The sequence below is a fragment of the Nonomuraea sp. NPDC002799 genome, assembly GCF_053592075.1.
The window spans coordinates 19,637-44,952 of the sequence record NZ_JBSFVA010000014.1; the positions used below are offsets into that span (position 1 = coordinate 19,637).

The 25,316-nt window shown below is 71.1% G+C and carries 24 protein-coding genes; 18 read left to right on the forward strand and 6 right to left on the reverse strand.

From position 1 onward, the window contains the following. Positions 1 to 5 precede the first annotated feature (5 nt). Together ACWD0F_RS24850 and ACWD0F_RS24855 are read left to right on the forward strand one after the other, a co-directional pair. Positions 6 to 2,027 carry a prolyl oligopeptidase family serine peptidase gene (locus ACWD0F_RS24850; RefSeq protein WP_449879218.1) on the forward strand — a complete coding sequence of 674 codons (2,022 nt, stop codon included), beginning with the start codon at positions 6 to 8 and terminating at the stop codon, positions 2,025 to 2,027. Next, positions 2,027 to 2,815 carry an inositol monophosphatase family protein gene (locus ACWD0F_RS24855; RefSeq protein ID WP_449879220.1) on the forward strand — a complete coding sequence of 263 codons (789 nt, stop codon included), beginning with the start codon at positions 2,027 to 2,029 and terminating at the stop codon, positions 2,813 to 2,815. Before ACWD0F_RS24850 ends, ACWD0F_RS24855 begins: the two co-directional genes overlap by 1 nt. A 50-nt stretch (positions 2,816 to 2,865) precedes the next feature. Here the strand turns inward: ACWD0F_RS24855 and ACWD0F_RS24860 are convergent, their stop codons facing one another. After that, positions 2,866 to 3,030 carry a hypothetical protein gene (locus tag ACWD0F_RS24860; RefSeq protein WP_449879222.1) on the reverse strand — a complete coding sequence of 55 codons (165 nt, stop codon included), beginning with the start codon at positions 3,028 to 3,030 and terminating at the stop codon, positions 2,866 to 2,868. 231 nt (positions 3,031 to 3,261) lie between these two features. On the opposite strand from ACWD0F_RS24860, the gene ACWD0F_RS24865 reads away from it, so the two are divergent. From ACWD0F_RS24865 to ACWD0F_RS24880, 4 genes are all read left to right on the forward strand, one after another. Then, the gene (locus tag ACWD0F_RS24865) at positions 3,262 to 3,915 is read left to right on the forward strand and encodes a response regulator transcription factor (protein WP_449879224.1); all 654 of its coding nucleotides are present in this window, start codon (positions 3,262 to 3,264) and stop codon (positions 3,913 to 3,915) included. Between the two features lie 38 nt (positions 3,916 to 3,953). After that, entirely contained in the window at positions 3,954 to 5,222 is a 1,269-nt protein-coding gene (locus ACWD0F_RS24870) for a sensor histidine kinase (RefSeq protein WP_449879586.1), read from the forward strand. Between the two features lie 309 nt (positions 5,223 to 5,531). Further along, on the forward strand, positions 5,532 to 5,831 hold the full coding sequence (locus ACWD0F_RS24875) for a DUF4193 domain-containing protein (protein WP_090929286.1): 300 nt from the start codon (positions 5,532 to 5,534) through the stop codon (positions 5,829 to 5,831). Positions 5,832 to 5,846: 15 nt separating this feature from the next. Then, the gene (locus ACWD0F_RS24880; protein ID WP_449879226.1) at positions 5,847 to 6,668 is read left to right on the forward strand and encodes a hypothetical protein; all 822 of its coding nucleotides are present in this window, start codon (positions 5,847 to 5,849) and stop codon (positions 6,666 to 6,668) included. On the opposite strand, the gene ACWD0F_RS24885 is transcribed toward ACWD0F_RS24880, so the two are convergent. Beyond that, the gene (locus ACWD0F_RS24885; protein ID WP_449879228.1) at positions 6,657 to 7,247 is read right to left on the reverse strand and encodes a TetR/AcrR family transcriptional regulator; all 591 of its coding nucleotides are present in this window, start codon (positions 7,245 to 7,247) and stop codon (positions 6,657 to 6,659) included. The two genes, ACWD0F_RS24880 and ACWD0F_RS24885, sit on opposite strands and share 12 nt — an antisense overlap. 4 nt (positions 7,248 to 7,251) lie before the next feature. Continuing rightward, positions 7,252 to 8,568 (reverse strand): phenylacetate--CoA ligase PaaK, encoded by a 1,317-nt coding sequence (paaK, locus tag ACWD0F_RS24890; RefSeq protein ID WP_449879230.1) that lies wholly within the window; start codon positions 8,566 to 8,568, stop codon positions 7,252 to 7,254. A gap of 80 nt (positions 8,569 to 8,648) precedes the next feature. On the opposite strand from paaK, the gene paaN reads away from it, so the two are divergent. Genes paaN through ACWD0F_RS24940 form a run of 10 tightly spaced genes read left to right on the forward strand, consistent with a single transcriptional unit; the run spans position 8,649 to position 18,553 of the window. Beyond that, positions 8,649 to 10,295 carry a phenylacetic acid degradation protein PaaN gene (gene paaN / locus ACWD0F_RS24895; RefSeq protein WP_449879232.1) on the forward strand — a complete coding sequence of 549 codons (1,647 nt, stop codon included), beginning with the start codon at positions 8,649 to 8,651 and terminating at the stop codon, positions 10,293 to 10,295. A 37-nt stretch (positions 10,296 to 10,332) separates the two neighbouring features. Next, a complete protein-coding gene (locus ACWD0F_RS24900; protein ID WP_449879233.1) occupies positions 10,333 to 11,142 on the forward strand; it encodes a 3-hydroxyacyl-CoA dehydrogenase family protein in 810 nt (269 codons plus the stop codon). After that, positions 11,136 to 12,053 (forward strand): 1,2-phenylacetyl-CoA epoxidase subunit PaaA, encoded by a 918-nt coding sequence (gene paaA, locus ACWD0F_RS24905; protein ID WP_449879234.1) that lies wholly within the window; start codon positions 11,136 to 11,138, stop codon positions 12,051 to 12,053. The genes ACWD0F_RS24900 and paaA overlap by 7 nt, the downstream gene beginning before the upstream one ends. Beyond that, positions 12,050 to 12,322, forward strand: coding sequence for a 1,2-phenylacetyl-CoA epoxidase subunit PaaB (paaB, locus tag ACWD0F_RS24910; protein ID WP_449879235.1), 273 nt, complete (start codon positions 12,050 to 12,052; stop codon positions 12,320 to 12,322). The genes paaA and paaB overlap by 4 nt, the downstream gene beginning before the upstream one ends. After that, complete coding sequence (gene paaC / locus ACWD0F_RS24915) at positions 12,319 to 13,032, forward strand: 1,2-phenylacetyl-CoA epoxidase subunit PaaC (RefSeq protein WP_449879236.1); 714 nt, start codon at positions 12,319 to 12,321, stop codon at positions 13,030 to 13,032. Before paaB ends, paaC begins: the two co-directional genes overlap by 4 nt. A gap of 40 nt (positions 13,033 to 13,072) precedes the next feature. Continuing rightward, the gene (gene paaD / locus ACWD0F_RS24920; RefSeq protein ID WP_449879238.1) at positions 13,073 to 13,558 is read left to right on the forward strand and encodes a 1,2-phenylacetyl-CoA epoxidase subunit PaaD; all 486 of its coding nucleotides are present in this window, start codon (positions 13,073 to 13,075) and stop codon (positions 13,556 to 13,558) included. 4 nt (positions 13,559 to 13,562) lie between these two features. Further along, a complete protein-coding gene (locus ACWD0F_RS24925; RefSeq protein ID WP_449879240.1) occupies positions 13,563 to 14,591 on the forward strand; it encodes a 2Fe-2S iron-sulfur cluster-binding protein in 1,029 nt (342 codons plus the stop codon). A gap of 15 nt (positions 14,592 to 14,606) precedes the next feature. Then, positions 14,607 to 15,554 (forward strand): MBL fold metallo-hydrolase, encoded by a 948-nt coding sequence (locus tag ACWD0F_RS24930; RefSeq protein ID WP_449879242.1) that lies wholly within the window; start codon positions 14,607 to 14,609, stop codon positions 15,552 to 15,554. After that, positions 15,551 to 17,095: an FAD-dependent monooxygenase gene (locus ACWD0F_RS24935; RefSeq protein ID WP_449879244.1), complete on the forward strand. Its 1,545-nt coding sequence runs from the start codon at positions 15,551 to 15,553 to the stop codon at positions 17,093 to 17,095. The genes ACWD0F_RS24930 and ACWD0F_RS24935 overlap by 4 nt, the downstream gene beginning before the upstream one ends. A 24-nt stretch (positions 17,096 to 17,119) precedes the next feature. Beyond that, positions 17,120 to 18,553: an alpha,alpha-trehalose-phosphate synthase (UDP-forming) gene (locus ACWD0F_RS24940; RefSeq protein WP_449879246.1), complete on the forward strand. Its 1,434-nt coding sequence runs from the start codon at positions 17,120 to 17,122 to the stop codon at positions 18,551 to 18,553. Here the strand turns inward: ACWD0F_RS24940 and ACWD0F_RS24945 are convergent. Then, the gene (locus tag ACWD0F_RS24945) at positions 18,486 to 18,770 is read right to left on the reverse strand and encodes a DUF4235 domain-containing protein (protein ID WP_449879248.1); all 285 of its coding nucleotides are present in this window, start codon (positions 18,768 to 18,770) and stop codon (positions 18,486 to 18,488) included. The genes ACWD0F_RS24940 and ACWD0F_RS24945 overlap by 68 nt on opposite strands. 107 nt (positions 18,771 to 18,877) lie before the next feature. On the opposite strand from ACWD0F_RS24945, the gene valS reads away from it, so the two are divergent. After that, complete coding sequence (gene valS, locus ACWD0F_RS24950; RefSeq protein WP_449879250.1) at positions 18,878 to 21,355, forward strand: valine--tRNA ligase; 2,478 nt, start codon at positions 18,878 to 18,880, stop codon at positions 21,353 to 21,355. A gap of 8 nt (positions 21,356 to 21,363) precedes the next feature. Here the strand turns inward: valS and ACWD0F_RS24955 are convergent, their stop codons facing one another. Continuing rightward, a complete protein-coding gene (locus ACWD0F_RS24955; protein WP_449879252.1) occupies positions 21,364 to 21,882 on the reverse strand; it encodes an ArsR/SmtB family transcription factor in 519 nt (172 codons plus the stop codon). A gap of 57 nt (positions 21,883 to 21,939) precedes the next feature. Here ACWD0F_RS24955 and ACWD0F_RS24960 point away from each other — a divergent pair, with 57 nt between their 5' ends. Then, positions 21,940 to 23,181 carry an MFS transporter gene (locus ACWD0F_RS24960; protein WP_449879254.1) on the forward strand — a complete coding sequence of 414 codons (1,242 nt, stop codon included), beginning with the start codon at positions 21,940 to 21,942 and terminating at the stop codon, positions 23,179 to 23,181. Here ACWD0F_RS24960 and ACWD0F_RS24965 read toward each other — a convergent pair. Then, complete coding sequence (locus tag ACWD0F_RS24965; protein WP_449879256.1) at positions 23,159 to 25,306, reverse strand: DUF6351 family protein; 2,148 nt, start codon at positions 25,304 to 25,306, stop codon at positions 23,159 to 23,161. The genes ACWD0F_RS24960 and ACWD0F_RS24965 overlap by 23 nt on opposite strands. Between the last annotated feature and the right edge of the window lie 10 nt (positions 25,307 to 25,316).

The window sequence follows — 25,316 nt, forward strand, 5'->3', positions numbered from 1 at the left end:
ACCCTATGCGGGAGTGTGCGCGGTCCCTCCTGCGAGGTAGGTTCGATCGAGTGAGCGCATTCAATGACATACGTGACTATGTGGCCATCCCCCGGGTGCAATCGCTGAGGCTTTCGCCTGATGGATCCAGGCTTGTCTCGGCCGTGCAGTCCCTCAACCCTGACGGCAAGTCCTTCGGCACCGCGCTCTGGGCGATCCCCCTCGACGGTGAGCCCTACCGGCTCACCCGCTCGGCTAAGGGTGAGTCGCCGGCCGTCTTCACCGACGGGGGCGACGTGCTGTTCACCTCCGCGCGGCCCGACCCGACCGTCAAGGACTCCACCGACGAGGTGCCGGCGTTGTGGCTGCTGCCCCGCGCGGGCGGCGAGGCCCGCCAGGTGGCCACCCGCCCCGGCGGCATCGGCACGGTCCGTACGTCCGGCGACGTCGTCGTGTTCGCCTCCGAGGTGCTCGACGGCGAGGAGGCGGCCGACGAGGAGCGGCGCAAGGCCCGCAAGGACGCCGGGATCAGCGCCATCCTGCACGAGGGCTACCCGGTCCGCTACTGGGACCACGACCTCGGTCCCGGCCGCACCAGGCTGTTCGCCGCCCGGCTCGGCGGCGACCGGCTGGAGGACGTGCGCGACCTGACCCCCGACGCGGGCGAGGCGCTGCGCGACGCCGACTTCGAGCTGACGGCCGACGGCGCCACCCTGATCACCACGTGGTGCACCTACCTGCCCAAGGGCGAGTCGCGTACCGACCTGGTGGCGATCGACGTGGCCACGGGCCAGCGGCGCACCCTTCTGAGCGATGACCGACACGACCACACGGGCCCGATCGCGATCTCCCCTGACGGGACGAAGGTCGCCTGCGCGCGTTCGCGCCTCACCGGGCTGGAGGTGTCGGCGCGCACCGAGGTGTGGATCGCCGACCTGGCCACCGGCGCGGGCCGGGCGTACGCGCCGGAGCTCTTCCCCGCCGCCATCGAGTGGGCGCCGGACTCCTCGGCCGTCTACATCGTGGCCGACCACCGGGGCCGCCGCCCGATCTTCCGCGTTCCGCTGGACGGCGAGACGACCCGCCTGACCGGTGACGACGCCGCCTACGCCGGCCTCAGCGCCTCCGCCGACGGCCGCTTCGTCTACGCCCTGCGCAGCAGCGTCGCCCTGGCGCCCGCGCCGGCCAGGGTCGACGTCGCCACCGGCGAGATCACCGACCTGCCCTCGCCCGCGCCGCGCCCCGAGGTGCCCGGCACGCTGACCGAGATCTCCGCCACCGCCGACGACGGCGCCACGATCCGCGGCTGGCTCGTGCTGCCCGAGGGCGCCTCCGCCGACGACCCGGCGCCGTTCCTGTTGTGGATCCACGGCGGCCCCCTCGGCTCGTGGAACGACTGGCAGTGGCGCTGGCAGTCGTGGATCATGGCCGCCCACGGGTACGCCGTCCTCATGCCCGACCCGTGCCTGTCCACCGGCTACGGCCAGGAGATGATCGACCGCGGCTGGGGCAACTGGGGCCCGCGCACCCAGGCCGACCTCGACGCGATCGTGGACGTGGCCCTGGCCAGGCCCGAGATCGACCACGAGCGCGTCGCCGCCATGGGCGGCTCGTTCGGCGGCTACATGGCCAACTGGCTGGCCGGCCACAGCGACCGCTACCAGGCGATCGTCACCCACGCCTCGCTGTGGAACCTCGACCAGTTCGCCGGCACCACCGACGCCTCGATGTACTGGCAGCGCGAGTTCGGCGAGGTCGGCTCCGAGCGCTACGACCTGCTGTCGCCGCACCGGTCGCTCGACAAGATCACCACGCCGCTCCTCGTCATCCATGGAGACAAGGACTACCGCGTGCCGATCGGCGAGGGCCTGCGCCTGTGGTGGGACCTGCGCCGCACCGAGGTGGAGTCGAAGTTCCTGTACTTCCCCGACGAGAACCACTGGATCCTCAAGCCGGGCAACTCCGTCGCCTGGTACGAGACCGTGCTCGCCTTCCTCGCCCAGCACGTGCTCGGCCAGGAGTGGCAGCGCCCGGACTCGGTGGCCTGATGACGGACTTCCTGAAGCTGGCCGAGGACATCGCCCGCGAGGCGGGCGACATGCTGCTCGCCAGGCGGCCCACCATGTCCGTGGAGATCGAGACCAAGTCCAGCCCCACCGACGTGGTGACCACGCTGGACAAGGCCTCGGAGGAGCTCATCCGCGCCCGCGTCCTGGCCGCCAGGCCCGGTGACAGGATCCTCGGCGAGGAGGGCGGCGAGGATCCCGGCGAGTCCGACGTGCGCTGGATCGTCGACCCCGTGGACGGCACCGTCAACTTCCTGTACGGCCTGCCGGACTGGGCGGTGTCGATCGCCGTCGAGGTCGGCGGCCAGATCGTGGCGGGGGTCGTCAACGTGCCGGCGCGCGGCGAGGTCTTCACGGCCGCGCTCGGCCAGGGAGCCTGGCTCGGCGACCGCCGGCTGCGCTGCAACAGCGGGGTGCCGCTCGCCCAGGCGCTGGTCTCGACCGGTTTCGGCTATTTCGCCGCCCGGCGCGCGGTGCAGGGCCAGGTGGTCGCCGCGGTGGTGCCCCGCGTGCGTGACATCAGGCGTGGCGGGTCATGCGCCATCGATCTGTGCTCGGTGGCGGCGGGCCGGGTGGACGCCTACTACGAGCGGGGCGTCAACCACTGGGACTTCGCCGCGGCGGGCCTGGTGGCGACCGAGGCGGGCGCCCGGCTCGGCGGGCTGAACGGCCGGCCGGTCAGCCCGGAATTCGCGTTGTGCGCAGCTCCGGGCCTGTTCGAAGAGGTACACGACCTGCTGGCACCGCTCGATCCCGAGCGCGACGCCTGAGGTCTGATGGTGACGGGACGGCCGGAGCGGGGCTCCGGCCGTCCGTGCGGTCAGCGGGGCAACGGGATGCCATGATCGTCGGCCAGTCTGCGCAGGTCCTCGATCTCGGCGGTGAGGGTGTCGGCGAGGTAGTCGTCGCCGGTGCTGCGGGCCTCGGACAGGCCCTTATAAGCCTGGTCGAGGCGGTGTTCGATCGTGGTCGTGAACTCGCCCATCTCACCTACTCTCTAGGGGTTCGATCCGTGTAGGGCGAAGGGTGCCCGTCGCCGGCAAATATCCGGGCAATGGGTGTCCCGCTGGCATACCCCGGCTTGTCGCCCTCCGAAACATGAATTTCTCGTGCGTTCCCTCACACGGAGGTCACCGTCCCTTGAACATGCCTTACCGTGCGCTTATCGACGCTGTGGGCAGAATGGGACACCAAAATCGGAGAGAGGTGTACCGCCGTGCGAGTGCTGGTGGTTGAGGACGAGCGGGTGCTCGCCGACGCGATCGCGACCGGCCTCCGGCGCGAGGCCATGGCGGTGGACGTGGCCTACGACGGCGGCGGCGCGCTGGAGCGGACCTCCTACATCGACTACGACGTGATCGTGCTGGACCGCGACCTGCCGGTCGTCCACGGCGACGAGGTGTGCCGCCAGCTGGTGGAGCAGCGGACCGCCTCGCGGATCCTGATGCTGACCGCGTCGGGCGACGTGGACGACAAGGTGGAGGGGCTCGGCCTGGGGGCCGACGACTACCTCGCCAAGCCGTTCGTGTTCATCGAGCTGGTCGCCAGGGTGCGCGCGCTCGGCCGCCGCTCGGCGCCCGCGCTGCCGCCGGTCCTGGAGCGCGGCGGGATCCGGCTCGACCCGGGCAAGCGGCTGGTGGAGCGCGACGGCAAGGAGGTCGTGCTCACCAAGAAGGAGTTCGCGGTCCTGGAAGAGCTGATGCGCGCCGAGGGCGCCGTCGTCAGCCAGGAGGACCTGCTGGACAAGGCCTGGGACGAGAACATCGACCCGTTCACGAACGTGGTCAGGGTGACCATGATGACGCTGCGTAAGAAACTGGGCGAGCCGCAGGTGATCGAGACCGTGCCCGGGGTTGGATACAAGTTGTGACCGAACGGCCAGAACACGAGGCCGGGCCCACGCACCCGATGATCAGCCCGCATTCGGCCAGGAAGACGACCCGGGTGCAGCAGGCGCCGCCGCCCAGCGGCCCGCCCGCCTGGGACGGCCCGCCCCCGCCGGACCACCCGGTGGCCCAGCGGACGACGATCGCACGGGTCAGGGAGCTGCCCGGCAAGCTCAGCATCCGCTGGCGGCTCACGCTCACCTACGGGGTCATGGTGTTCGCGGCCGCCGCCGTGCTGTTGTCCTCGATGTACTACATCGTCGGCAACACCATCGGCGATGCCTGGCCCGACCTGCGGACCCGGGGCGTGGACGCCATCGACGCGGCCATCATGCAGGCGCAGTGGGCGGAGGCCAAGGAGGCGGCCGTCGTCAGGGCGCGTGAGGTGCTGCTGCAGAACGCCTTCCTCGCGCTGCTGGGCGTGGGCATCCTGGCGCTCATCATCGGCTACTTCGTCGCCGACCGGGCCCTGCGGCCGGTGGCGAAGATGACCGGCGCGGCGCGCAAGCTCTCGGAGAGCACGCTCGCGCACCAGCGCATCGATCTGGAGGGCCCCAACGACGAGCTCAAAGAGCTGGCCGACACCTTCGACGACATGCTCACCCGGCTGAACGTGGCCTTCGACACCCAGCGCCGATTCGTGGCCAACGCCTCCCACGAATTGCGAACTCCTCTCACGATTAACCGGACGGTCCTGGAGATCGCCCTGTCCGATCCCGAGGCGTCGCAGGATCTCAAAGCGCTGGGGCGTACCCTCCTCGAAGTCAACGCGCGCAACGAGAAGCTCATCGAGGGGTTGCTGCTGCTCGCCAGGAGCGAACGCGAACTCGCGGTGCGCAAACCGCTCGACGTTCAGGAAGTCGCTCAGACGGCTGTGGAACAGGTCACCGCGTTCGCCCGGGAACACGGGGTTACGGTAACCACCGAACTGGTCAGCGCGCCTACCGTAGGCGATCCTGTGCTGCTGGAGCGCTCCGTGAGCAACCTGCTCGAGAACGCGGTCAAGTACAACATTCCCGAAAACGGAAAAGTATGGATCCGGACGGGAATGGTGGACGGGGCCTTGGTTGTTCAGGTGGCCAACACGGGACAACACGTCCCGGCGTACGAGGTGAACAGCCTGTTCGAGCCCTTCAGGAGGCTCCACGCGGACCGGGTGGAATCGGCCAAGGGGGCGGGGCTGGGGCTGTCCATCGTCCGTGCGGTGGTGCAGGCGCACGGCGGAAATGTGTCCGCCGTGCCACGTGATGGTGGAGGACTTGTGGTGACCATTCGGCTCCCGAGGCGCTGACGCAGGTGTTGCTCCAGGGCGTTCGTCCGCGTGTTGATGCGCAGGGGGCGTCTCGTTCTCGCCGTACATGTGGTTGGATGTGCCGTCGAACACGGTGGTGCATGACGCCAAGGCTGTGGGTTTCGCCATATTTGGCTAACCATTGCCGTCGGCAGCAGGCCCTGACGTGTTGGGAGGTTCGTGGTGTGTTCCCGCGGGGTACCGATGGGAAATCTCCCCGGCGGAACGGGCACAAGATGGGCCTCCCGGACGTTAGAAGACGCGCGATGAGCGCGAAGACATATAGATGAGGGGGATGGAGTAAGCACAATGGCTACCGACTACGACAGCCCGCGTAAGACAGACGACGACCTGGGGGAGGACAGCCTCCAGGAACTTCAGGCGCGGCGCACCGACAAGTCGTCCGGCAGCATCGACATCGACGAGACCGACCTGGCCGAGTCGCTCGAGCTGCCCGGCGCGGATTTGTCCAACGAAGAGCTCTCCCTGCGGGTGATCCCCCGTCAGGCCGACGAGTTCACCTGTTCACGCTGCTTCCTGGTGCACCACCGTAGCCAGCTGGCCTCCGAGAGGAACGGCCAGCAGGTCTGCCGGGAGTGCGCCGCCTGACCAGGGAGGCATCGCGTGGCCGTACCAGAGAAAGATCGTCAACCAGGCAGTGAGATCGCCGACCCCGATCGCGAGGTCGGCGAGCTCGTAGGCAGGCTCACCGCGTCCGGTGAACTGGAGCCGGCCGAGCGGCGCAGGCTGCTCGGCCGACTCGCCCTGGCGCTGGCCGCCGGGGCTAAAAGGGCGCGGGCGACCGGCGCGGACCGGGGGCGCTGGCTGGCGGACGTCTTCCTCAACATCGCGCCCCGCATCCCGATCAGGGACCTGCACACCCTCGCCGAGCATCATCACGGCCTGTCCGGTGAGCAACTCGCCGACGATCTGGTGCGCACCGCCCAGAAGGCGACCATGACGGTCGGCGCCATCGGCGGAGCACTCGCGGCGGCCGAGTTCGCCGCACCACCCCTCCTTCTCTCCGCCCCCGCGCAGCTCGTGGCCGAGACCATCGTGGTCGCCGCCATCGAGGTGAAGCTGCTCGCCGAGCTGCACGAGGTCTACGGAGTGCGCGTTCAGGGCTCCGGCGCCCAGCGCGCGGTCGCCTTTACCGCCGCTTGGGCGAAACAACGCGGGATCGACCCCCTCACCCCGACGTCCGTTTCGCTCGCGCTCGGCGCGGCCACCAAGACGGCGCTGCGCAACCGTCTGCTGCGCACGCTCGGTCGCCATCTGACCACGCTCGGTCCGTTCCTCACCGGGGCGGTGGCGGGCGGCGCGCTCAACCGGATGGCGACGAAGAAGCTCGGCCAGGCGGTACGCAACGACCTGCGGGGCAAGCTGCCCGCGGACGCCGCGCGGCCCCAGGTCGGGCCCCGGCACCGCGACGAGCTAGATCCTTAGCCCGTCGAAGGTCACTTTCAGCAGCGCGTCGGCCAGATCGTCCGCCGACGCGCCACGGGTGGGCTGATACCACTCGGTGATCGAGTTCACCGTGCCGAAGAGCAGCCGGGTCACCAGCGCGGGATCCACGTCCGGCCGGATGTTGTCCTCCGCCGCCGCCTGCCTGACCAGGTCGCTGACGAATCTGTCGAACTCCCGCCGCCGCTCCAGCGCCGCCTGCTCGGTGGGGCTGTTGCCGCGCACCCGCAGCAGCAGCGTCACGTACGGCAGGCGGTCGACGAGGATCCGCACGCTCTGCCGGACGACCCACTCCAGCCGGTCGATCGCGGGCCCCGCGACGGCGCGCTCGTCGGCGACCATCGCGAACAGCCCGTCGAGCGCCCGGTCGAGGGCCCGCGCGAGCAGCTGCTCCTTGCCCGGCACGTGGTAGTAGATGGCCGACTTGGTCATGCCGAGGGCTCTGGCCAGGTCCTCCATGCTCGTGCCGTCGTAGCCGCGCTCGTTGAAGACGCCCACGGCGATGGCGAGCACGGACTCGGGGTCGTGCCCGCGCCGGCGTGTGGGAGTTGGAGCGGCCATATGGCTAATTATCCCCCTTTGTTAATCCGCGCCGGTCGACGACCCGTCGGAGCTTGCCCACCGAGCGCTCCAGCGTCTCCGGATCCACGACCTCGACCTCGACGCTGACGCCGACGCCGTCCTTGACCGCCCGGCGCAGCGCCTCGCCCGCCGCCGCGCGGCCCTCGAACCCCGGCCGCGCCTCGACCCTGACGGTCATCACGTCCAGCCGCTCCGGGCGGGTCAGGTGGAGCTGGAAGTGCGGCGACAGGCCCGCCGTCCGCAGGACGAGCTCCTCGATCTGGGTCGGGAACACGTTCACGCCCCGCAGGATGATCATGTCGTCGGTGCGGCCCGTCACCTTCGCCATGCGCCGGAAGGCCGGCCTCGCGGTCCCGGGCAGCAGCGTGGTCAGGTCGCGGGTGCGGTAGCGGACGACCGGCATGGCCTCCTTGGTCAGGCTGGTGAAGACCAGCTCGCCCGACTCCGCCGGCTCGCCCGTGAAGGGGTCGACGGTCTCGGGATAGAAGTGGTCCTCCCAGACGTGCAGGCCGTCCTTGCTCTCCACGCACTCGGCGGCCACGCCGGGGCCCATCACCTCCGACAGGCCGTAGATGTCGACGGCGTGCAGGTCGAAGCGGTCCTCGATCTCGGCGCGCATCCGCTCGGTCCAGGGCTCGGCGCCGAAGATCCCGATCCGCAGGGACGACGCCCGGGGATCCAGGCCCTGCGCGGCGAACTCGTCCAGCAGCGCGAGCATGTACGACGGCGTCACCATGATGACGTCGGGCCGGAAGTCCGTGATGAGCCGCACCTGCCGGGACGTCATCCCGCCCGAGACCGGCACCACCGTGCAGCCCAGCCGCTCGGCCCCGTAGTGGGCGCCGAGCCCGCCGGTGAACAGCCCGTAGCCGTAGGCCACGTGCACGATGTCGCCCGGCCGGCCGCCGGCGGCGCGGATCGAGCGCGCCATGACCTCCGACCAGGTGTCGATGTCCCGCATGGTGTAACCGACCACGGTCGGCCGGCCGGTGGTGCCGCTGGAGGCGTGGATCCTGGCCACGCGCTCGCGCGGGACCGCGAACATGCCGAACGGGTAGCACTCGCGCAGGTCCTGCTTGCCGGTGAAGGGGAACTTCGCCAGGTCGCCGAGCTCCTTGCAGTCGCTCGGATGCACGCCCGCCGCGTCGAACTTCCGCCGGTAGAGCGGGACGTTGTCGTAGGCGTGGCCGAGCGTCCAGCGCAGGCGTTCGAGTTGCAGCGCCATCAGCTCGTCGAGGGAGACGCGCTCGACGGGATCGAGCTCTTCCGGTGCCGGGGGGTTTCGACGCGCGCTTTCCAACGCAAGTCTCCCTTGTCAACTGACCGAATGTTCGGTAAACACAACACGGCTGGACTGTTCCTGTCAAGAGGGTGGAAACGATGTTCGAACAGCACCGCGAGACTCTGGAGAAAGCCCTTTCCGCCATCGCGGGCCGGGGTTACTGGAGCGCCTATCCCGAGTCGCCGAGCCCGCGCGTCTACGGCGAGGGAGCGGCCGAGCGCGGCAAGGAGGCGTTCGAGTCCTACCTCGGCAAACCCTTCCCCCTCGAACAGCCCGGCACCGGGTCCTGGATCGGCGCGGAGCGCTCCCCGTTCGGGATCGACCTCGGCGTCACCTATCCGCAGCCGATCGCGGAGGAGCTCATCGGCGCGGCCAAGGCCGCGCTGCCCGCCTGGCGGGACGCCGGGCCCGAGGCCCGCGCGCTGGCCTGCGCCGAGATCGTCCACCGGATCAACCAGCGCAGCTTCGAGCTGGCCGGCGCGGTGCAGCACACGACCGGGCAGGCGTTCGTGATGGCCTTCCAGGCCGGCGGCCCGCACGCCCAGGACCGCGCCCTGGAGGCCATCGCGTACGGCTACGCCGCCATGACCTCCTCGGCCGCCACGGCCCGCTGGGCGAAGCCGGCCAAGGGCGACCCGCTCGTCCTGGACAAGCGCTTCACCGTCGTGCCCAGAGGCGTCGCCGTGGTGATCGGCTGCAACACGTTCCCGACCTGGAACGCCTACCCGGGCCTGTTCGCCTCGCTCGTCACCGGCAATCCGGTGATCGTCAAGCCGCACCCGCGCGCCGTGCTGCCGCTCGCGATCACCGTGCTGATCGCCCGCGAGGTGCTCGCCGAGGCCGGCTTCGACCCCGCGCTGGTCTCCCTCGCCGTGGAGGAGGGCAGAGGGCTGGCCACGACCCTCGCCACCCACCCCGACGTCCGCGTCGTCGACTTCACCGGCTCGACGGAGTTCGGCGACTGGCTGGAGCGGAACGCGACCCAGGCGCTCGTGCACACCGAGAAGGCCGGGGTCAACACGATCGTCATCGACTCCACCGACTCCTGGCGCGGCATGCTCGGCAACCTGGCGTTCTCGCTGGCGCTCTACAGCGGCCAGATGTGCACCGCGCCCCAGAACATCCTCATCCCCGCGGACGGCATCGAGACCGACGAGGGACACAAGAGCTTCGACGAGGTCGCCTCGGGGCTGGCCGACGCGGTCGGCGAGCTGCTCGGCAACGACGCCCGCGCGGTCGAGCTGACCGGCGCCATCGTCAACCCCGACGTCCTGGCGCGGGTGGAGGCCGCGGCGGCGTTCGGCGAGGTGGTGCTGGAGTCGCGCTCGATCAAGCACCCGGCCTTCCCGGACGCGGTGGTGCGGACGCCGGTGATCGTCCGGGTGGACGCGTCGCGGGCCGACGTCTACGGGCGCGAGCACTTCGGGCCCATCTCGTTCGTCATCGCGACGGGGTCGACGCGCGAGAGCCTGGACACGCTGCGCCGTACGATCAAGGCCCGCGGGGCGCTCACCGCCGCCGCCTACTCCACCTCGTCCGACGTGCTCGACGAGGCCGAACGGGCGGCCGTCGACGCGGGCGTCAACCTGTCGTGCAACCTGACCGGCGGCGTCTTCGTCAACCAGTCGGCCGCGTTCAGCGACTACCACGGCAGCGGCGCCAACCCGGCGGCCACGGCCTCGCTGACCGATCCCGGCTACGTCGCCGGCCGCTTCCACGTGGTGCAGTCCAGGCGACCGGCCTGAGCGCCGGCGCAGGCAGCGAAGAAGTGAGGAGGCGGTCGTGAAGGTGGCGGTGATCGGCGGCGGGCGCATGGGCGCGGGGATCGCGCAGGTCTTCCTGGTCAAGGGCGATGCCGTCACCGTGCAGGAGCCGCGGGCCGACGCGGCCCGATGGCGGATCGCCGAGGGCCTGACCATCGCCGAGTCCAAGGGCCTGGCCGACAAGGACGAGGCCCTGTCCAGGCTCGCCATGGCCCCGGTGCCCGCCGACGCCGAGCTGGTGATCGAGGCGGTGCCGGAGGATCCGGCGCTCAAGGCCGAGGTGCTGGCCGCGGCCGAGTCGGTGATCGGCCCCGGCGCCGTCCTGGCCACCAACACCAGCTCGCTGTCCATCGGCGAGCTGGCCGCCGCCCTCGACCGCCCCGGCCGCCTCATCGGCCTGCACTTCTTCAACCCGGTCCCCGTCCAGCGCCTGGTCGAGATCGTGGTCACGACGGCCACGCCCGGCGAGGTGCTGGCGCGGGCCAGGCAGGCCGTCGAGCACGTCGGCAAGACGAGCGTGGTGGTCAACGACTCGCCCGGGTTCGCCACCAGCAGGCTGGGCGTGCTGCTCGGGCTGGAGGCCATCCGCATGGTGGAGGAGGGCGTGGCCGCCGCCGAGGACATCGACACGGCCATGGCGCTCGGCTACGGCCATCCCATGGGGCCGCTGAAGCTGGGCGACCTGGTCGGGCTCGACGTGCGGCTGGCCATCGCCGACTACCTGCACGCCCGGCTCGGCCCCCGGTTCGAGCCGCCCCGGCTGCTGCGCGACAAGGTCGCCGCCGGAGAGCTGGGACGCAAGAGCGGAAAGGGGTTCTACGAATGGTGACCGGATTCGACCAGATCATCGCCGCCGACGAGCGTGTGGAGCCGCGCGACGGCATGCCGGACGCCTATCGCAGGTCGCTGATCCGGCAGATCGCCCAGCACGCCCACTCCGAGATCATCGGCATGCAGCCGGAGGGCCGCTGGATCACCCGCGCGCCGAGCCTCAAGCGCAAGGCCATCCTGCTCGCGAAGGTGCAGGACGAGGCGGGCCACGGCCTCTACCTCTACGGCGCCGCCGAGACGCTCGGCGCCGACCGGGCCGAGCTCCTGGACGCGCTGCACGAGGGCCGCCAGCGCTACTCCTCGATCTTCAACTATCCGACGCCGGCCTGGGCCGACGTGGGCGCGATCGGCTGGCTCGTGGACGGCGCGGCCATCGTCAACCAGGTGCCGCTCTGCCGCTGCTCCTACGGCCCGTACGCCAGGGCCATGGTGCGCATCTGCAAGGAGGAGAGCTTCCACCAGCGGCAGGGCTTCGAGCTGCTGCACCACCTCGCCCACGGCACCCCCGCCCAGCGGCGGATGGCCCAGGAGGCGGTGGACCGGTGGTGGTGGCCGTCGCTGATGATGTTCGGGCCGCCCGACGACGAGTCCACCCACTCGGCGCAGTCGATGGCCTGGAACATCAAACGGCACTCCAACGACGACCTGCGGCAACGTTTCATCGACATGGTCGTGCCCCAGTCGGAGGTCCTCGGGCTCAGCCTGCCCGACGCCGAGCTGCGCTGGAACGAGGGCCGCGGCCACTACGACCACGGCGCGATCGACTGGTCGGAGTTCAAGCGGGTGTTGTCGGGAGACGGCCCCTGCAACGCCGAGCGGCTGGCCCACCGGCGCCGGGCGCACGAGGAAGGGGCGTGGGTACGCGAGGCCGCGACCGCCTACGCCGCCCAGCAGGGGGAAATTTCATGACTTTGTGGGAAGTGTTCGTTCGGCCCAAGCGCGGGCTGTCCCACGTGCACGCGGGCAGCCTGCACGCCCCCGACGCGGAGCTGGCCCTGCGCCATGCCCGCGACCTGTTCACCCGCCGCCAGGAGGGCGTCAGCATCTGGGTGGTGCCGGCCGGGCAGATCTCCGCGTCCTCGCCGGACGAGAAGGACGCCTTCTTCGATCCGGCGGCCGACAAGCCCTACCGGCATCCCACGTTCTACGAGGTGCCCGAAGGGGTGAGACATCTGTGATCGACCCGCTGGAGATCGGCGACGACTGCCTGGTGTTGTCGCAGCGGCTGGCCGAGTGGGTCACCAGGGCGCCCACGCTGGAGGAGGACATCGCGCTGGCCAACCTCAGCCTCGACCTCCTCGGCCAGGCCCGCGCGCTGCTGTCCAGGGCCGGCGACGAGGACGAGCTGGCGTACCTGCGCGATCCCGCGGCCTTCCGCAACTGCCTGCTGGTCGAGCAGCCGAACGGCGACTTCGCCCAGACGGTCGTCAGGCACCTTCTCTACACGGCCTTCCTGCACGCCCTGTACGCCGGCCACCCCGGCGACGAGGTGGCCGCCAAGGGGGTCAAGGAGCTGGCCTACCACCGCGACTACGCGGCGCTGTGGACGGCGCGGCTGGGCAGGGGCACCCCGGAGAGCCGGCGGCGCACGACGGGCGCCCTGGAGGCGCTGTGGCCGTACACGGACGAGCTGTTCGAGGGCCGGGCCGGGCTGCGCGAGCCCTGGGCCGCGTACGTCGGCGCCGCGCTGCGCGCGGCCGGGCTCGCCATGCCGGACCACGCGCCGGACCACGCGCCGGACCACGCGCCGGACCACGCGCCGGACCACGCGCCGGACCACGCGCCGCAGCGGTCGGGCGGGCGCCGGGGCGAGCACACGGAACACCTCACCGAGCTGCTGCGCGAGCTGCAGAGCCTGCACCGCGAGCACACCGGGGCGACCTGGTGACGGCGCAAGTGGCGGCGCAGGTGGCCGTGGGGGCGATGGCGTGGTGACGCTCGACGAGGCCAGGGTGGTCGCGGCGGCCGTTCCCGACCCCGAGCTGCCCGTGGTCTCCCTCGGCGATCTGGGCATCCTGCGGGACGTCCGGCACACGGCGGACGGCGGGATCGAAGTGCTGATCACCCCGACCTACTCGGGCTGCCCGGCCATGGACGCCATCCGAGACGACCTGCGGCGCGCGCTGCCCGGCGTGCTGGTCACGACCGTGTGGTCCCCGCCGTGGACGACGGACTGGATCACCGAGGAGGGGCGGCGCAAGCTGCGCGAGCACGGCGTCTCACCGCCGGGCCGGATCCTCGCCGCGGCCCCGGCGCCGGGCGGCGGCCCGGTCCCGGTGGCGCTCAGCGCCCGCTGCCCGCTCTGCGGCTCGCCCAGGACCCGCCTGGTCAGCAGGTTCGCCTCCACGGCGTGCACAGCCCACTACACCTGTGGTGACTGCCTGGAACCGTTCGACCACGTCAAGGAGATCTGAGCCCGTGAGCCGTTTCCGCCCGCTGACGGTCGCCGCCGTGGACCGGCTGACCGACGACGCCGTGGCCGTGACGTTCGCCGAGCGGGTGCCGTTCGTGCAGGGCCAGCACCTGACCGTCCGCGCCCGCCTGGCCGGTGCGGAGGTGCGGCGCAGTTACTCGATCTGCTCCCCGGCCGGCGGCCCGCTCAGGATCGGCGTCAAGCGGCTGCCCGGCGGGGCGTTCAGCGCGTACGCCAACGACCGGCTCGCGCCCGGCGACGTGGTCGAGGCCATGCCGCCGCTCGGCCGCTTCCACGTCCCGCTGCGCCCGCGGGAGGCGCGCCACCATCTGGCCGTCGCGGCCGGCAGCGGCATCACCCCGGTCCTGTCGCTCGTGGCCACGACGCTGGCCGTGGAGCCGCTCAGCAGGTTCTCGCTCGTCTACGGCAACAGGACGGCCCGGGAGGTGATGTTCACCGAGGAGCTGGCCGATCTCAAGGACCGCCACGGCCCCCGGCTCAACCTGCTGCACGTGCTCAGCAGGGAGCCGCAAGAGGCCCCGATCGCCTCGGGCCGGATCGACGTGGCCAGGCTGCTGCCGATCATGGGCGCGGCCGACCACTACTACCTGTGCGGCCCGATCGGCCTGGTGGAGTCGGCCCGCCGGGCGCTGCGCGGGGTCGAGCCCGGCCGCGTCCACTACGAGCTGTTCTACGCCGGCGAGCCGCGCCAGGACGGCCCGGCGGGCGTTCCAGGAGGGACGGCGGGCGCCCCGGGAGGGACGGCGCTGGCGTTCACCCTCGACGGGCGCACCACCGAGGTGGTCATGCGCGGCGGCGAGAGCGTGCTGGCCGCCGTCCTGCGCGCCCGCTCCGACGCCCCCTACGCCTGCCGGGGCGGCGTCTGCGGCACCTGCCGGGTGCGCCTGATCTCGGGCGAGGTGGGCATGGAGCAGAACTACGCCCTGGAGAGCGAGGAGCTCGCGGCGGGGTATGTCCTGGCGTGTCAGAGCCGCCCGGCCACCTACGAGGTGCGGGTGGACTTCGACGCCTGAGCGGGAGGAGCAGCGATGGCCAGATCGTTCGCCTCGTCGGCGGACCTCGGGGAGAAGAAGCAGGTGCTGGAGGTGCTGGCCGGCGGCGTGTACGCGCTGACGGCCGAGGGCGACCCCAACGTGGGCGCGATCGAGGGCGAGGACTTCCTGGTCTGCTTCGAGGCCCTGGCGACCCCCGTGGCCGCCCGCGCCTGGCTGGCCAGGCTGCGCGCGCACACCGGCAAGCCGATCCGCTACCTCGTGTTGTCGCACTACCACGCGGTCAGGGTGCTGGGCGCGTCGGCGTTCGGCGCGGACGTGATCGTGGCCCACGAGAAGACCCGCGAGCTGATCGCCGAGCGCGGCGAGCAGGACTGGGCCAGCGAGTACGCCAGGATGCCCCGCCTGTTCAAGGAGCCCGAGTCGATCCCCGGGCTGACCTGGCCGACGGCGACCTTCAGCGACAGGCTCACCATCGACCTGGGCGGCGACCGGGGCGACCTGGTGCTGCAGCACTGCGGCCGGGGCCACACCGAGGGCGACCTGGTGGCGTGGCTGCCCCGGCAGGGCATCCTGTTCGCCGGCGACCTGGTCGAGTCGCAGGCCGCCCTCTACACCGGCGACGCCTTCCACCGCGACTGGTCCTCGGGGACGCTCGACCGGGTGGCCTCCTTCGGGGCGCGGACACTGGTCGGCGGCAGGGGAGCGGTGGTGCGCGGCGAGGAGGGCGTGGCGGCGGCCATCGCGCAGACGCGTGACTTCCTGGCCGTGATGTTGCGCGAGGTCGGCGGGTCGGGCTCGGTCCAGGAGGCGTTCCACCGCACGCACCGGGCCCTGGAGCCGCGCTACGGCTCGTGGCCCATCTTCGAGCACTGCCTGCCGTTCAACGTCTCCCGGCTCTGGGACGAGTTGCACGGCGTCGAGCGGCCGCGCGTCTGGACCGCCGAGCGCGACCGCGAAGTCTGGGACCAGTTGCAGTCATGAGCGCGTCGGACGGCACACAGGCGCAGGTCATCGTCGTCGGCGCGGGCCCGGTCGGGCAGAGCGCCGCGCTGCTGCTGGCCCGCTGGGGCGTTCAGGTGCTGCTGCTCGACGGGCGGGCCGGGAGGGACCCGGCCGGGTCGAAGTCCATCTGCCAGCAGCGTGACGTGCTCGACATCTGGGCCGCCGCCGGCGCGGGCCGGATCGCCGAGGAGGGGCTGGCCTGGACCACGGCCCGCACCTACTACCGCGACCGGGAGCTGATGACCTGGGAGTTCGAGCGCGAGGGCTCGCTCCCGCCGTGCGTGAACATCTCCCAGACCCGCACCGAGCAGATCCTCGACGAGGTCATCGCCGCCCAGCCGCTGATCGAGGTGCGCTGGAACCACGAGGTCTCCGGGTTCACGCAGGACGCCTCCGGGGTCACGGTGCACTGCGGCCGGCGGCGGCTGCGCGCCTCGTACGTGCTGGCCTGCGCGGGCGTGCGGGCCCAGCGGATCCGCCAGGAGCTCGGCGTCACGTTCACGGGGGAGACGTTCGACGACCAGTTCCTCATCTGCGACATCAAGGCCGACCTGCCAGGCCGGCAGGACGAGCGGCGCTTCTACTTCGACCCCGTCTGGAACCCCGGCCGCCAGGTGCTGATCCATCCCTGTCCCGGCGGGACGTTCAGGATCGACTGGCAGATCGCGCCAGACTTCATCCCAACAGATGTCGATATAACGCGAAAAGTCCGGCAAATCATCGGAGATCGGCCGTTCGAGCTGCTCTGGCACAGCACCTACCGCTTCCACTCGCGCATCGCCTCCCGCATGCGCGTCGGCCGGGTCCTGCTGGCGGGCGACTGCGCCCACCTGGTGGCCCCGTTCGGCGCGCGCGGGCTCAACTCCGGCGTGCCCGACGCCGAGAACGCGGCCTGGAAGCTGGCCTTCGTGCTCAACGGCTGGGCGGGCGACGGGCTGCTGGAGAGCTACCACGCCGAGCGGCACGCCGCCGCCGTGGAGAACCTCGACGTGACGGCCGCCACCATGCGCTTCCTCGCGCCCAGGAGCGTGGAGGAGCGGATGCGCCGCCGGGCCGTGCTGGAGGGCGGCCTGGTCGCGGAGATCGACTCGGGCCGGTTCGCCGAGCCGTTCTGGTACGTGGACTCGCCGCTGACCACGCCGGAGCCGGGGCGGCCGTTCCAGGGCCGGCCGCCCAAGGGCGCGCTGTGCCCGCCCGCGCCCGGCGTCATCCTGCCCGACGTACCACTTTCCGGTGGAAGGCTGCGCGAGTCATGCCGCGATGGATTCCTCGTGCTTTTGGGCGATATGTGCGATTCGCGTTTGTTTGTGCAGGTCCTGGGCAAGGTCACTACGGCGCCGCTCGCCGTTCGCGGGCTCGCGGAGATGGAGGGGACAGGCTCGCTCGCTGAGAGGCTCGGCGCCGGGCCGGATGAGGCATGGCTCATCAGGCCCGATTCGCATATCGCCGCGATCATTCCCCATGCGGGGCCGGAACCGGTGGCGGCCGCTGTGAGCCGCGCTCTGGGCGGCACCCCCTGACACATGACCCCATAGGAGGACTGCGTGACTGGCCGTAGCTCGTTTCTGATCGTCGCGAACCGGTTGCCGGTGGACCGCACGATCGAGCCTGACGGAGCGGCCTCGTGGCGCAGGAGCCCTGGCGGGCTCGTCAGTGCGCTGGCACCGGTGATGCAGGGGCGCCACGGAGCCTGGGCCGGCTGGCACGGGGCGCCGGACGAGAAGCTGGAGCCGTTCGACCAGGACCGGATGAGCCTCATTCCCGTCCCGCTGTCGGCCGGCGAGGTCGAGCTCTACTACGAGGGTTTCTCCAACGCCACGCTCTGGCCGCTCTACCACGACGTGGTGGCGCCGCCGGTGTTCGACCGGGCGATGTGGGACGCCTACCGCGAGGTCAACGAACGCTTCGCCAACGCCGCCGCCGAGGCCGCCGACGAGGGCGCGATGGTCTGGGTGCAGGACTACCAGCTCCAGCTCGTGCCCGCGATGTTGCGCCGGCTCCGGCCCGACCTGCGGATCGGGTTCTTCCTGCACATCCCGTTCCCGCCCACCGAGCTGTTCTGGCGGCTGCCGTGGCGCAAGGAGATCGTCGAAGGGCTGCTCGGCGCCGATCTGGTGGGCTTCCAGTTGCCGGGCGGCGCCTCCAACTTCCGCCGGTTGTGCCGGCGGCTGCTCGGGCTGCCGTACAAGGGGAACGAGATCTTCCTCGACGACCGGGTCGTCACCACGCAGGCGTTCCCGATCTCCGTGGACTTCGGGCAGCTCGACACGCTGGTACGCGAGCCGCACATCCAGGCGCGCGCCAAGGAGATCAGGGGCGAGCTCGGCGACCCCGAGCACGTGCTGCTGGGCGTGGACCGGCTCGACTACACCAAGGGGATCGGGCAGCGGCTGGAGGCCTTCGGCGAGCTGCTCAAGGACGGGCGGCTGCAGCCCAACGAGGCGGTCTTCGTGCAGATCGCCACACCGAGCAGGGAGCGGGTGGACGAATACCGCAGGCTGCGCGACGACATCGAGCTGCAGGTCGGCCGGATCAACGGCGAGCACGCCCAGCTCGGCTACCAGCCGATCCACTATTTCCACCAGTCCTACGACCACGAGGAGCTGGCCGCCCTCTACCTGGCCGCCGACGTGATGGTCGTGACGCCGCTGCGCGACGGTATGAACCTGGTGGCCAAGGAGTACGTCTCCTGTCACCACGACCTGCACGGTGCGCTGGTGCTCAGCGAGTTCGCCGGGGCCGCCGACGAGCTGCGGCAGGCCTACCTGGTCAATCCGTACGACGTCGAGGACGTCAAGCGGCAGATGCTGGCCGCGATGCGGGCCACGCCGCACGAGCTGGCCCGGCGCATGCGCACCATGCGCCGGCGGGTGGCGACCTACGACGTGGACCGCTGGGCCAGCGAGTTTCTCAGTGCTTTGGAGTCACCGACTTCACAGACTTCCACGCGTCGTAGCGCTTCTTGGCGGTCCGGTTGACCACGATCTGCGCCACGGACATCCCCACCCCCATGAGGACGGCGTAGCCGATCGCCTCACCCAGGTTGACCTCGGGCGAGTCGGTGTCGATGGGCGGCTCCTTGCCGGTCGCCTTCACCCAGGCGAACCCGAGGATCTTCCTGGCCGCCCACGCCGTCGCCAGACCCACCAGGCCACCGATGACACGCCAGGCGATATCGGGCTTGTCCTCCGCCATACCGATCTCCCTTCCCCTTTGTAACGAACACTAGTCTCTACGCGGTCCCGGCCTGCGAAGCCGTACCATAAGGAGGCATGACTCAACAGCGACTACGCCATGCGTCCATGCCGGAAAAGCCGACCCTCGACGGCTTGGAGCAGGTATGGGTAGCTCGCTGGGAAGACGAGGGCACCTACCGTTTCGACCGCACCAAGACGCGCGAGCAGGTCTATTCCATCGACACGCCGCCGCCGACGGTGTCCGGCTCGCTGCACGTCGGTCATGTCTTCTCCTTCACCCATACCGACATCATGGCCCGCTACCAGCGGATGATCGGCAAGTCGGTCTTCTACCCCATCGGCTGGGACGACAACGGCCTGCCCACGGAGCGGCGGGTGCAGAACGTCTACGGCGTGCGCTGCGACCCGTCGCTGCCTTACGACCCCGGTTTCGTTCCACCGGAGAAGCCCGGCAAACGGGAGATCTCCATCTCGCGGCGTAACTTCGTCGAGTTGTGCCACGAGCTGACCGCGATCGACGAGCGGGCGTTCGAGGAGGTGTGGCGGCGGGTCGGCCTGTCGGTGGACTGGTCGCTGCTCTACACCACGATCAGCGACGAGTCGCGGGCCGTGTCGCAGCGGGCGTTCCTGCGCAACCTGGCGCGCGGCGAGGCCTACCTCTCCGAGGCGCCGACGTTGTGGGACGTCACCTACCGCACCGCCGTCGCGCAGGCCGAGCTGGAGGACCGGGAGTGGCCGGGCGCCTTCCACCGGATCTCCTTCTACGGGGAGAAGGGCTCGGTCTGGATCGAGACGACCAGGCCCGAGCTGATCCCGGCGTGCGTGGCGCTGGTCGCGCATCCCGACGACGAGCGCTACCAGGACCTGTTCGGCACGTCGGTGCTGACGCCGCTGTTCGGGGTCGAGGTGCCGGTGCTGGCCCATCGGCTGGCCGAGCGGGACAAGGGTTCGGGCATCGCGATGATCTGCACGTTCGGCGACCTCACCGACGTCGTCTGGTGGCGGGAGCTGCACCTGCCGACCCGGCCCGTCATCGGCTGGGACGGGCGGCTGCTGGCCGAGGCGCCGGAGGGTGTGGAGGCGGAGCCGTACAAGGAGCTGGCCGGCAAGACCGTGCACAGCGCGCGCGAGCGCATCGTGGAGCTGCTGCGCGAGTCCGGCGACCTCGACGGCGACCCGCGGCCCGTGCAGCGCACGGTGAAGTTCTACGAGCGCGGCGACAAGCCGCTGGAGATCGTCACCACCCGGCAGTGGTACATCCGCAACGGCGGCCGCGACGCGGCCCTGCGCGAGCGCCTGCTGGCGCGCGGCACGGAGCTGGACTGGCATCCGCCGCACATGCGGGTGCGCTATGACAACTGGGTCGAGGGGCTCACCAGCGACTGGCTGATCTCGCGCCAGCGCTTCTTCGGCGTGCCCTTCCCGGTGTGGTATCCCCTCGACGGCGAGGGGCTGCCCGTCCACGACGCGCCGATCGTGCCGGCGGAGGACACGCTGCCCGTCGACCCGTCCTCCGACGTGCCGCCCGGCTACACCGCGGAGCAGCGCGGCGTGCCCGGCGGCTTCATGGCCGACCCCGACGTCATGGACACCTGGGCGACCTCGTCCCTGACGCCGCAGATCGCCGGCCGGTGGGGGAGCGACGACGACCTGTTCCAGCGGGTCTTCCCCGCCGACCTGCGGCCGCAGTCCCACGAGATCATCCGCACCTGGCTGTTCTCGACCGTGGTCAGGTCGCACGCCGAGTTCGGCGTGCTGCCGTGGCGCGACGTCGCGATCTCCGGGTGGATCCTCGACCCCGACCGCAAGAAGATGTCCAAGTCCAAGGGCAACGTCGTCACCCCGCTCGACCTGCTGGAGCAGCACGGCTCCGACGCCGTGCGCTACTGGGCGGCCAACGGGCGCTACGGCGTGGACACCGCGTTCGACGCCGGGCAGCTCAAGGTCGGGCGGCGGCTCGCCATCAAGATCCTCAACGCGTCCAGGTTCACGCTCGGGCTGGCCGGCGACGACGGAGAGGTCACCGAGCCGCTCGACCTGTCGATGCTGGCGGCCCTGTCGGAGGCCGTCCGCGAGGCGGGGGAGGCGTTCGGCTCCTATGACCACACCAAGGCCCTGGAGGCCGTGGAGCGCTTCTTCTGGGCGTTCTGCGACGACTACCTGGAGCTGGTCAAGGCCCGCGCCTACGAGAGCGGTCCGCAGGCCGCCTCCGCCCACGCCGCCCTGCGGCAGGCGCTCGACGTGCTGCTGCGGCTGTTCGCGCCGTTCCTGCCCTTCGTCACCGAAGAGGTGTGGTCGTGGTGGCGGGAGGGCTCCGTGCACCAGGCGCCCTGGCCCGCCCCCGAGCGCGGCACCGGCGACCCGGCGGTGCTGACCGTGGCCTCCGAGGTGCTCCGGCAGGTACGCAAGGCCAAGTCGGAGGCCAAGGTGTCGATGCGGGCCGAGGTCTCCCGGCTGACCGTCTCGGGGCCCGAGATCGACGTCGTCCGGCAGGCGCAGGACGACCTGTGCGCGGCGGGCGTCGTGGAGGAGTTCGTGCTGGACGGCGGTGACCTGCTGAAGGTCGAGGTCCACCTGGGCTGACGCCGCCGCTAGGTGTCCCGGGCCACGTCCCGGTGGACGGCGATGAAGAGTGAGAACGCCTCGCCGTCCACCGGCGGCTGCCTGTCGCGAAACTCGTCGAGCACCTCCTGCAGCCGCCCCTGCAACTCCGCGTGGCCCGCGGCGGTGAGCCTGAGCCCGAGCCTGGTGAAGCTGCCCTGCTCGATGTCGAGCACCCTGATCTCCTCCAGGAAGGCGTCGAGCATGGCCGCGTTGCCGCCCCGGACCCCGCTCTCCCGCACGTCCATCTCCCACGACTTGCCGGTCGTCCGGTAGGGGATCTCGGTGGAGCCGCGCGGGCCGGGACGGCTCGGCTGAGCGGCCAGGAAGCCGGTCTCGACCAGCTTGCGCACATGGTGGAGCGTGGTGGCCGGGTTGGCGCCGAGGTGACCGGCGATCTCTTTGTTGGTGAGCGCCTGGTCCAGGCAGAGGCGCAGGATGCGCAGGCGTACGGAGGAGGCCAGAGCGCGGGCCTCGGCCTCGGTGGCCGGGCGGCGTTGGATGCCCATGGTCGGCTACCCTATAACCGGTTGACTTTTATCAATCGGTCATGAATTCTCGTGCGGGTGAACCTCTTACGAGAACGTGACTTCCGCAGGCTGTTCCTGGCCGACAGCGCCAGCCAGGCGGGCTCCCAGGTTCTCGTGCTGGCGCTGCCTCTGGTCGCGGTCTCGGCGCTGCGGGTCTCGGAGTTCGAGGTGGGGGCGCTGGCCGCGTGCCAGACGGTGGCGTTCGTGGTCATCGGCCTGCCGGCGGGCGCGGTCGTGGACCGGCTGCGCAAGCGGGTGGTGATGGTGGTCAGCGACTGGGCGCGGGCCGCGGTGCTCGTCTCGGTGCCGGTGGCGTGGTGGCTGGGCGTGCTGACGATGTACCAGCTGTACGCGGTGGCGCTGCTGGTCGGCGTCTTCACCCTCTTCTTCGACGTCGCCTACCAGAGTTACCTGCCGCAGCTGGTCGAGCGGGAGCGGCTGGTCGAGGGGAACTCGGCGCTGGAGGTGGTGCGGACGGTCGCGCAGCTCGGCGGCCCCAGCGCGGGCGGCTATCTGGTCCAGCTCCTCACCGCGCCGTTCGCGCTGGTCGCCACGGTGGCCGGGTTCGCCTGGTCGGCGCTCTGCCTGGCGACGATCCGGCGGCCGGAGGCGCGCGCGGGAGCCCGTGCGGGGCGGCGCGGCCGTCTGGCGAAGGAGATCGGGGAGGGCCTCAGGTTCGTGCTGGGGCACCGGCTGCTGCGCCGGATCGCCGGCTGCACCGCCACGGCGAACCTGTTCTCGGCCGTGGCCCAGCCGATGGTCCTGCTGCTGCTGGCCAGGGAGCTCGGTCTGGGCCCCGGTGTGATCGGGCTGCTCCTGGCCGCCGCCGGGCTCGGAGGGCTCATCGGCGCGCTGGCCGCCGCCAGGCTGACCCGGCTGCTCGGGCAGGGGCCGGCGATGTGGCTGGCCGTCGCCGTGCCCACGCCGCTGATGTTCGTGTCGCCGTGGCTGGAGGCGGACTGGCGGCTGGCGCTCTTCGTGCTGCAGGAGATCGCCGTCGGAGCGGGGGTGGTGCTCTACAACGTCACCCAGCTCAGCTTCCGCCAGAGCATCACGCCGGAGCCGCTGCTCGGCCGGATGACCGCCACCATGCGCTTCCTCGTCTGGGGCACGCTGCCGCTGGGCGGGCTGCTCGGCGGCGTGCTGGGCGAGGCGATCGGGGTGCGGAACACCTTGCTGGCCGCCGCGGCCGGCTCCTGCCTGGCGTTCCTGTGGCTGATCACCTCGCCTCTGCGCTCGATGCGCGAGCTGCCGGTCAGTAGTCGCACACACCCGTAGGGAAGATCTGCTTCAGCCGCGCCCGCTCCTCCTCCGAGGGTTGCCAGGAGCCGTACAGGCCCTTGGCGACGGCCCGCTCGACCGGCTGGAGACGGCACTTGTAGACGCCGCCCTCCAGCGGGCCGCCCGCCACGACGCGGGTGGTGGAGTAGAGCGGGAAACGCTGGGTGCAGGCGCCGGGGGCGCGGCGGTCGAGGATGCCGTCCCATACGCGCGGGCCGGCCGCGAGCTGGGTGCCGTCGGTGGCGAAGCAGCGGTCCACGGCGTCGGGCGGCTTGTTGCCGACCACGCCGCGCGCCGGATGTTTCCGGATGTTGTCCATCCAGGCGTCGATCACCCGCAGCGCCTCCGGCGTCTGGTCGGACGCCGGCCCGCCGGGACGCGCGTCGGTGAACCAGATGACCTGGTTGCCCGCCCGGCCGTCGTGGTCCAGCATGCGCTTCCTGACGGCGAACGACTGGTGGGCGTTGTGCATGTCCAGCCGTTCCTCCAGGTAGTGACGCCAGTCGATGACCGGGAGGTCGATGTCGCCGCCGAACACCAGGCCGCTGCGCCGTACGCCGGCGATCGCGATCGGATCTCCGGTGCGCCTCGGGGCCGGATCGCCCAGGCTCATGTTGCGCGCGCTCCACGGGTCGAAGTCGGCGGGGCAGGCCGGCGGGACGAACGGGCAGCCCTCCTGCACCATGTCGGCCGACTCCTTCCACGAGCCAGCCCGCGCGTTGACGTCCAGGAACTCGGCCGGCGTGATGACGCCATCGGTCAGTGCCTTGAGCCCGTACTGGACGCCGACGTTGTCCCAGGGCGAGCGGGCGTACCCGGCGGCGTCCACGCCGTAGACCTTCTTGAGGTCGTCCCAGTGGGTCCAGTGCACGGTGTCCTTGACGCCCGGCGGGTCCATGCGCTGCCACTCGGGGTCGTTGTTGGAGGTCCAGCGCGGGTTCATGGCCAGCGGGGTGAGGCCGCGCCAGCCGTTGACGCACTCGTCGGAGCCCGGAACGCCGGTGTAGGGGTTGGCGACGGTGTCACTGGCGTTCATGCCGATGAGCGCCGTCCGGTCCTCCCACCTGGCCCAGCGCGGGTCGTGGTCCATGTAGCGTTCGAGCAGCTCGCAGTCGCCCACGTGGATGGTCTGGGTGACCATGTCCGGATAGGAATACTGCGGGATCGCGGCGTCGATGATCGCGGTGCCGTGGTTCTGGCCGTAGACGTACTGCTGGATGGCGCCCCCGGAGCCGCCGACGCCCACCGTGTAGAGCGGAAGGCCGTGCTGCTCGATGAAGCGCTCCTTGAGCATGAGGGCCGTCTCGCCGCCCAGGATCAGGTTGTAGTGGGTCGAGGTGCGGGTGCCGGAGGAGTGCAGGATCGCGTAGCCCTTGCCGAGGCCGTAGGGGTCGAGGGCGCCGCCGCCGAGCGTGCCCTGGTCGTGGCCGATCGCCACGCCGCCGTCGAAGCGGTAGATCGCCCGGCCGTTCCAGCCGTTCTCGAGCATGGCGATCGAGTAGAGGAAACGGTTGATCACGCCGCGCTCGCGGCGTACCACGAAGTCGACCGTGCGGCCGTCCAGCAGCGTGGTCGTGGCCATGTCGGCGGGGCGCCCGTCCGGCATGGGCTTGTACGTGCCGTCCGTGGACCGGTAGAGGCGGTCCGAGACCGTCGGGGCGAAGCAGTCCCTGCTCCAGCCGCCGCTCACGCGCATGCCCTGGCCGTCCTGGTTGTCCACGGCGGGCGGGCCGAGGCCGCTGCGCTCGGTCTTGCACAGGAACGGGTACTGGTGCGCGCCCGAGAAGACCGGGCCCTGGATGGGGTGGTTGCGCAGTTTCAGGGTGCGCTTGTACGGCCCGGCCGCGGCGGTGACCGTGTTGTCCCCGACGGCCAGGCCGGTGACCAGGCCCGTGAGGCCGTCCGGGGTGCGCGTGAAGTCCCCGGTGACGTCCTGGCCGTTGCGCGTGATCGTGACCCGCGCACCGGGGCGATGGCGGACCCTGACGCGGGCGTCGCCGCCCGTGACCTGGTCGGGGCGGCTGGAGAGCACGTCCAGCGCCAGATCGGCGCGGGAGGCGGACGCGGGGGCGGGGGTGCCGATGAGGGACGCGAGCACGATGAGGACCACCACAGCCTTCATGGCCACGACG

Excerpts from the sequence above, each read along its gene's own strand:
- ACWD0F_RS24930 (WP_449879242.1), top strand. The coding sequence starts at position 14,607 with ATGGCCAGATCGTTCGCCTCGTCGGCGGACCTCGGGGAGAAGAAGCAG.
- ACWD0F_RS24945 (WP_449879248.1), bottom strand. The coding sequence starts at position 18,770 with ATGGCGGAGGACAAGCCCGATATCGCCTGGCGTGTCATCGGTGGCCTG.
- ACWD0F_RS24875 (WP_090929286.1), top strand. The coding sequence starts at position 5,532 with ATGGCTACCGACTACGACAGCCCGCGTAAGACAGACGACGACCTGGGG.
- ACWD0F_RS24870 (WP_449879586.1), top strand. The coding sequence starts at position 3,954 with ATGATCAGCCCGCATTCGGCCAGGAAGACGACCCGGGTGCAGCAGGCG.
- paaB (WP_449879235.1), top strand. The coding sequence starts at position 12,050 with ATGACTTTGTGGGAAGTGTTCGTTCGGCCCAAGCGCGGGCTGTCCCAC.
- ACWD0F_RS24935 (WP_449879244.1), top strand. The coding sequence starts at position 15,551 with ATGAGCGCGTCGGACGGCACACAGGCGCAGGTCATCGTCGTCGGCGCG.
- ACWD0F_RS24965 (WP_449879256.1), bottom strand. The coding sequence starts at position 25,306 with ATGAAGGCTGTGGTGGTCCTCATCGTGCTCGCGTCCCTCATCGGCACC.
- paaA (WP_449879234.1), top strand. The coding sequence starts at position 11,136 with ATGGTGACCGGATTCGACCAGATCATCGCCGCCGACGAGCGTGTGGAG.
- valS (WP_449879250.1), top strand. The coding sequence starts at position 18,878 with ATGCCGGAAAAGCCGACCCTCGACGGCTTGGAGCAGGTATGGGTAGCT.
- ACWD0F_RS24955 (WP_449879252.1), bottom strand. The coding sequence starts at position 21,882 with ATGGGCATCCAACGCCGCCCGGCCACCGAGGCCGAGGCCCGCGCTCTG.
- ACWD0F_RS24855 (WP_449879220.1), top strand. The coding sequence starts at position 2,027 with ATGACGGACTTCCTGAAGCTGGCCGAGGACATCGCCCGCGAGGCGGGC.
- ACWD0F_RS24860 (WP_449879222.1), bottom strand. The coding sequence starts at position 3,030 with ATGGGCGAGTTCACGACCACGATCGAACACCGCCTCGACCAGGCTTAT.
- paaN (WP_449879232.1), top strand. The coding sequence starts at position 8,649 with ATGTTCGAACAGCACCGCGAGACTCTGGAGAAAGCCCTTTCCGCCATC.
- ACWD0F_RS24850 (WP_449879218.1), top strand. The coding sequence starts at position 6 with ATGCGGGAGTGTGCGCGGTCCCTCCTGCGAGGTAGGTTCGATCGAGTG.
- ACWD0F_RS24885 (WP_449879228.1), bottom strand. The coding sequence starts at position 7,247 with ATGGCCGCTCCAACTCCCACACGCCGGCGCGGGCACGACCCCGAGTCC.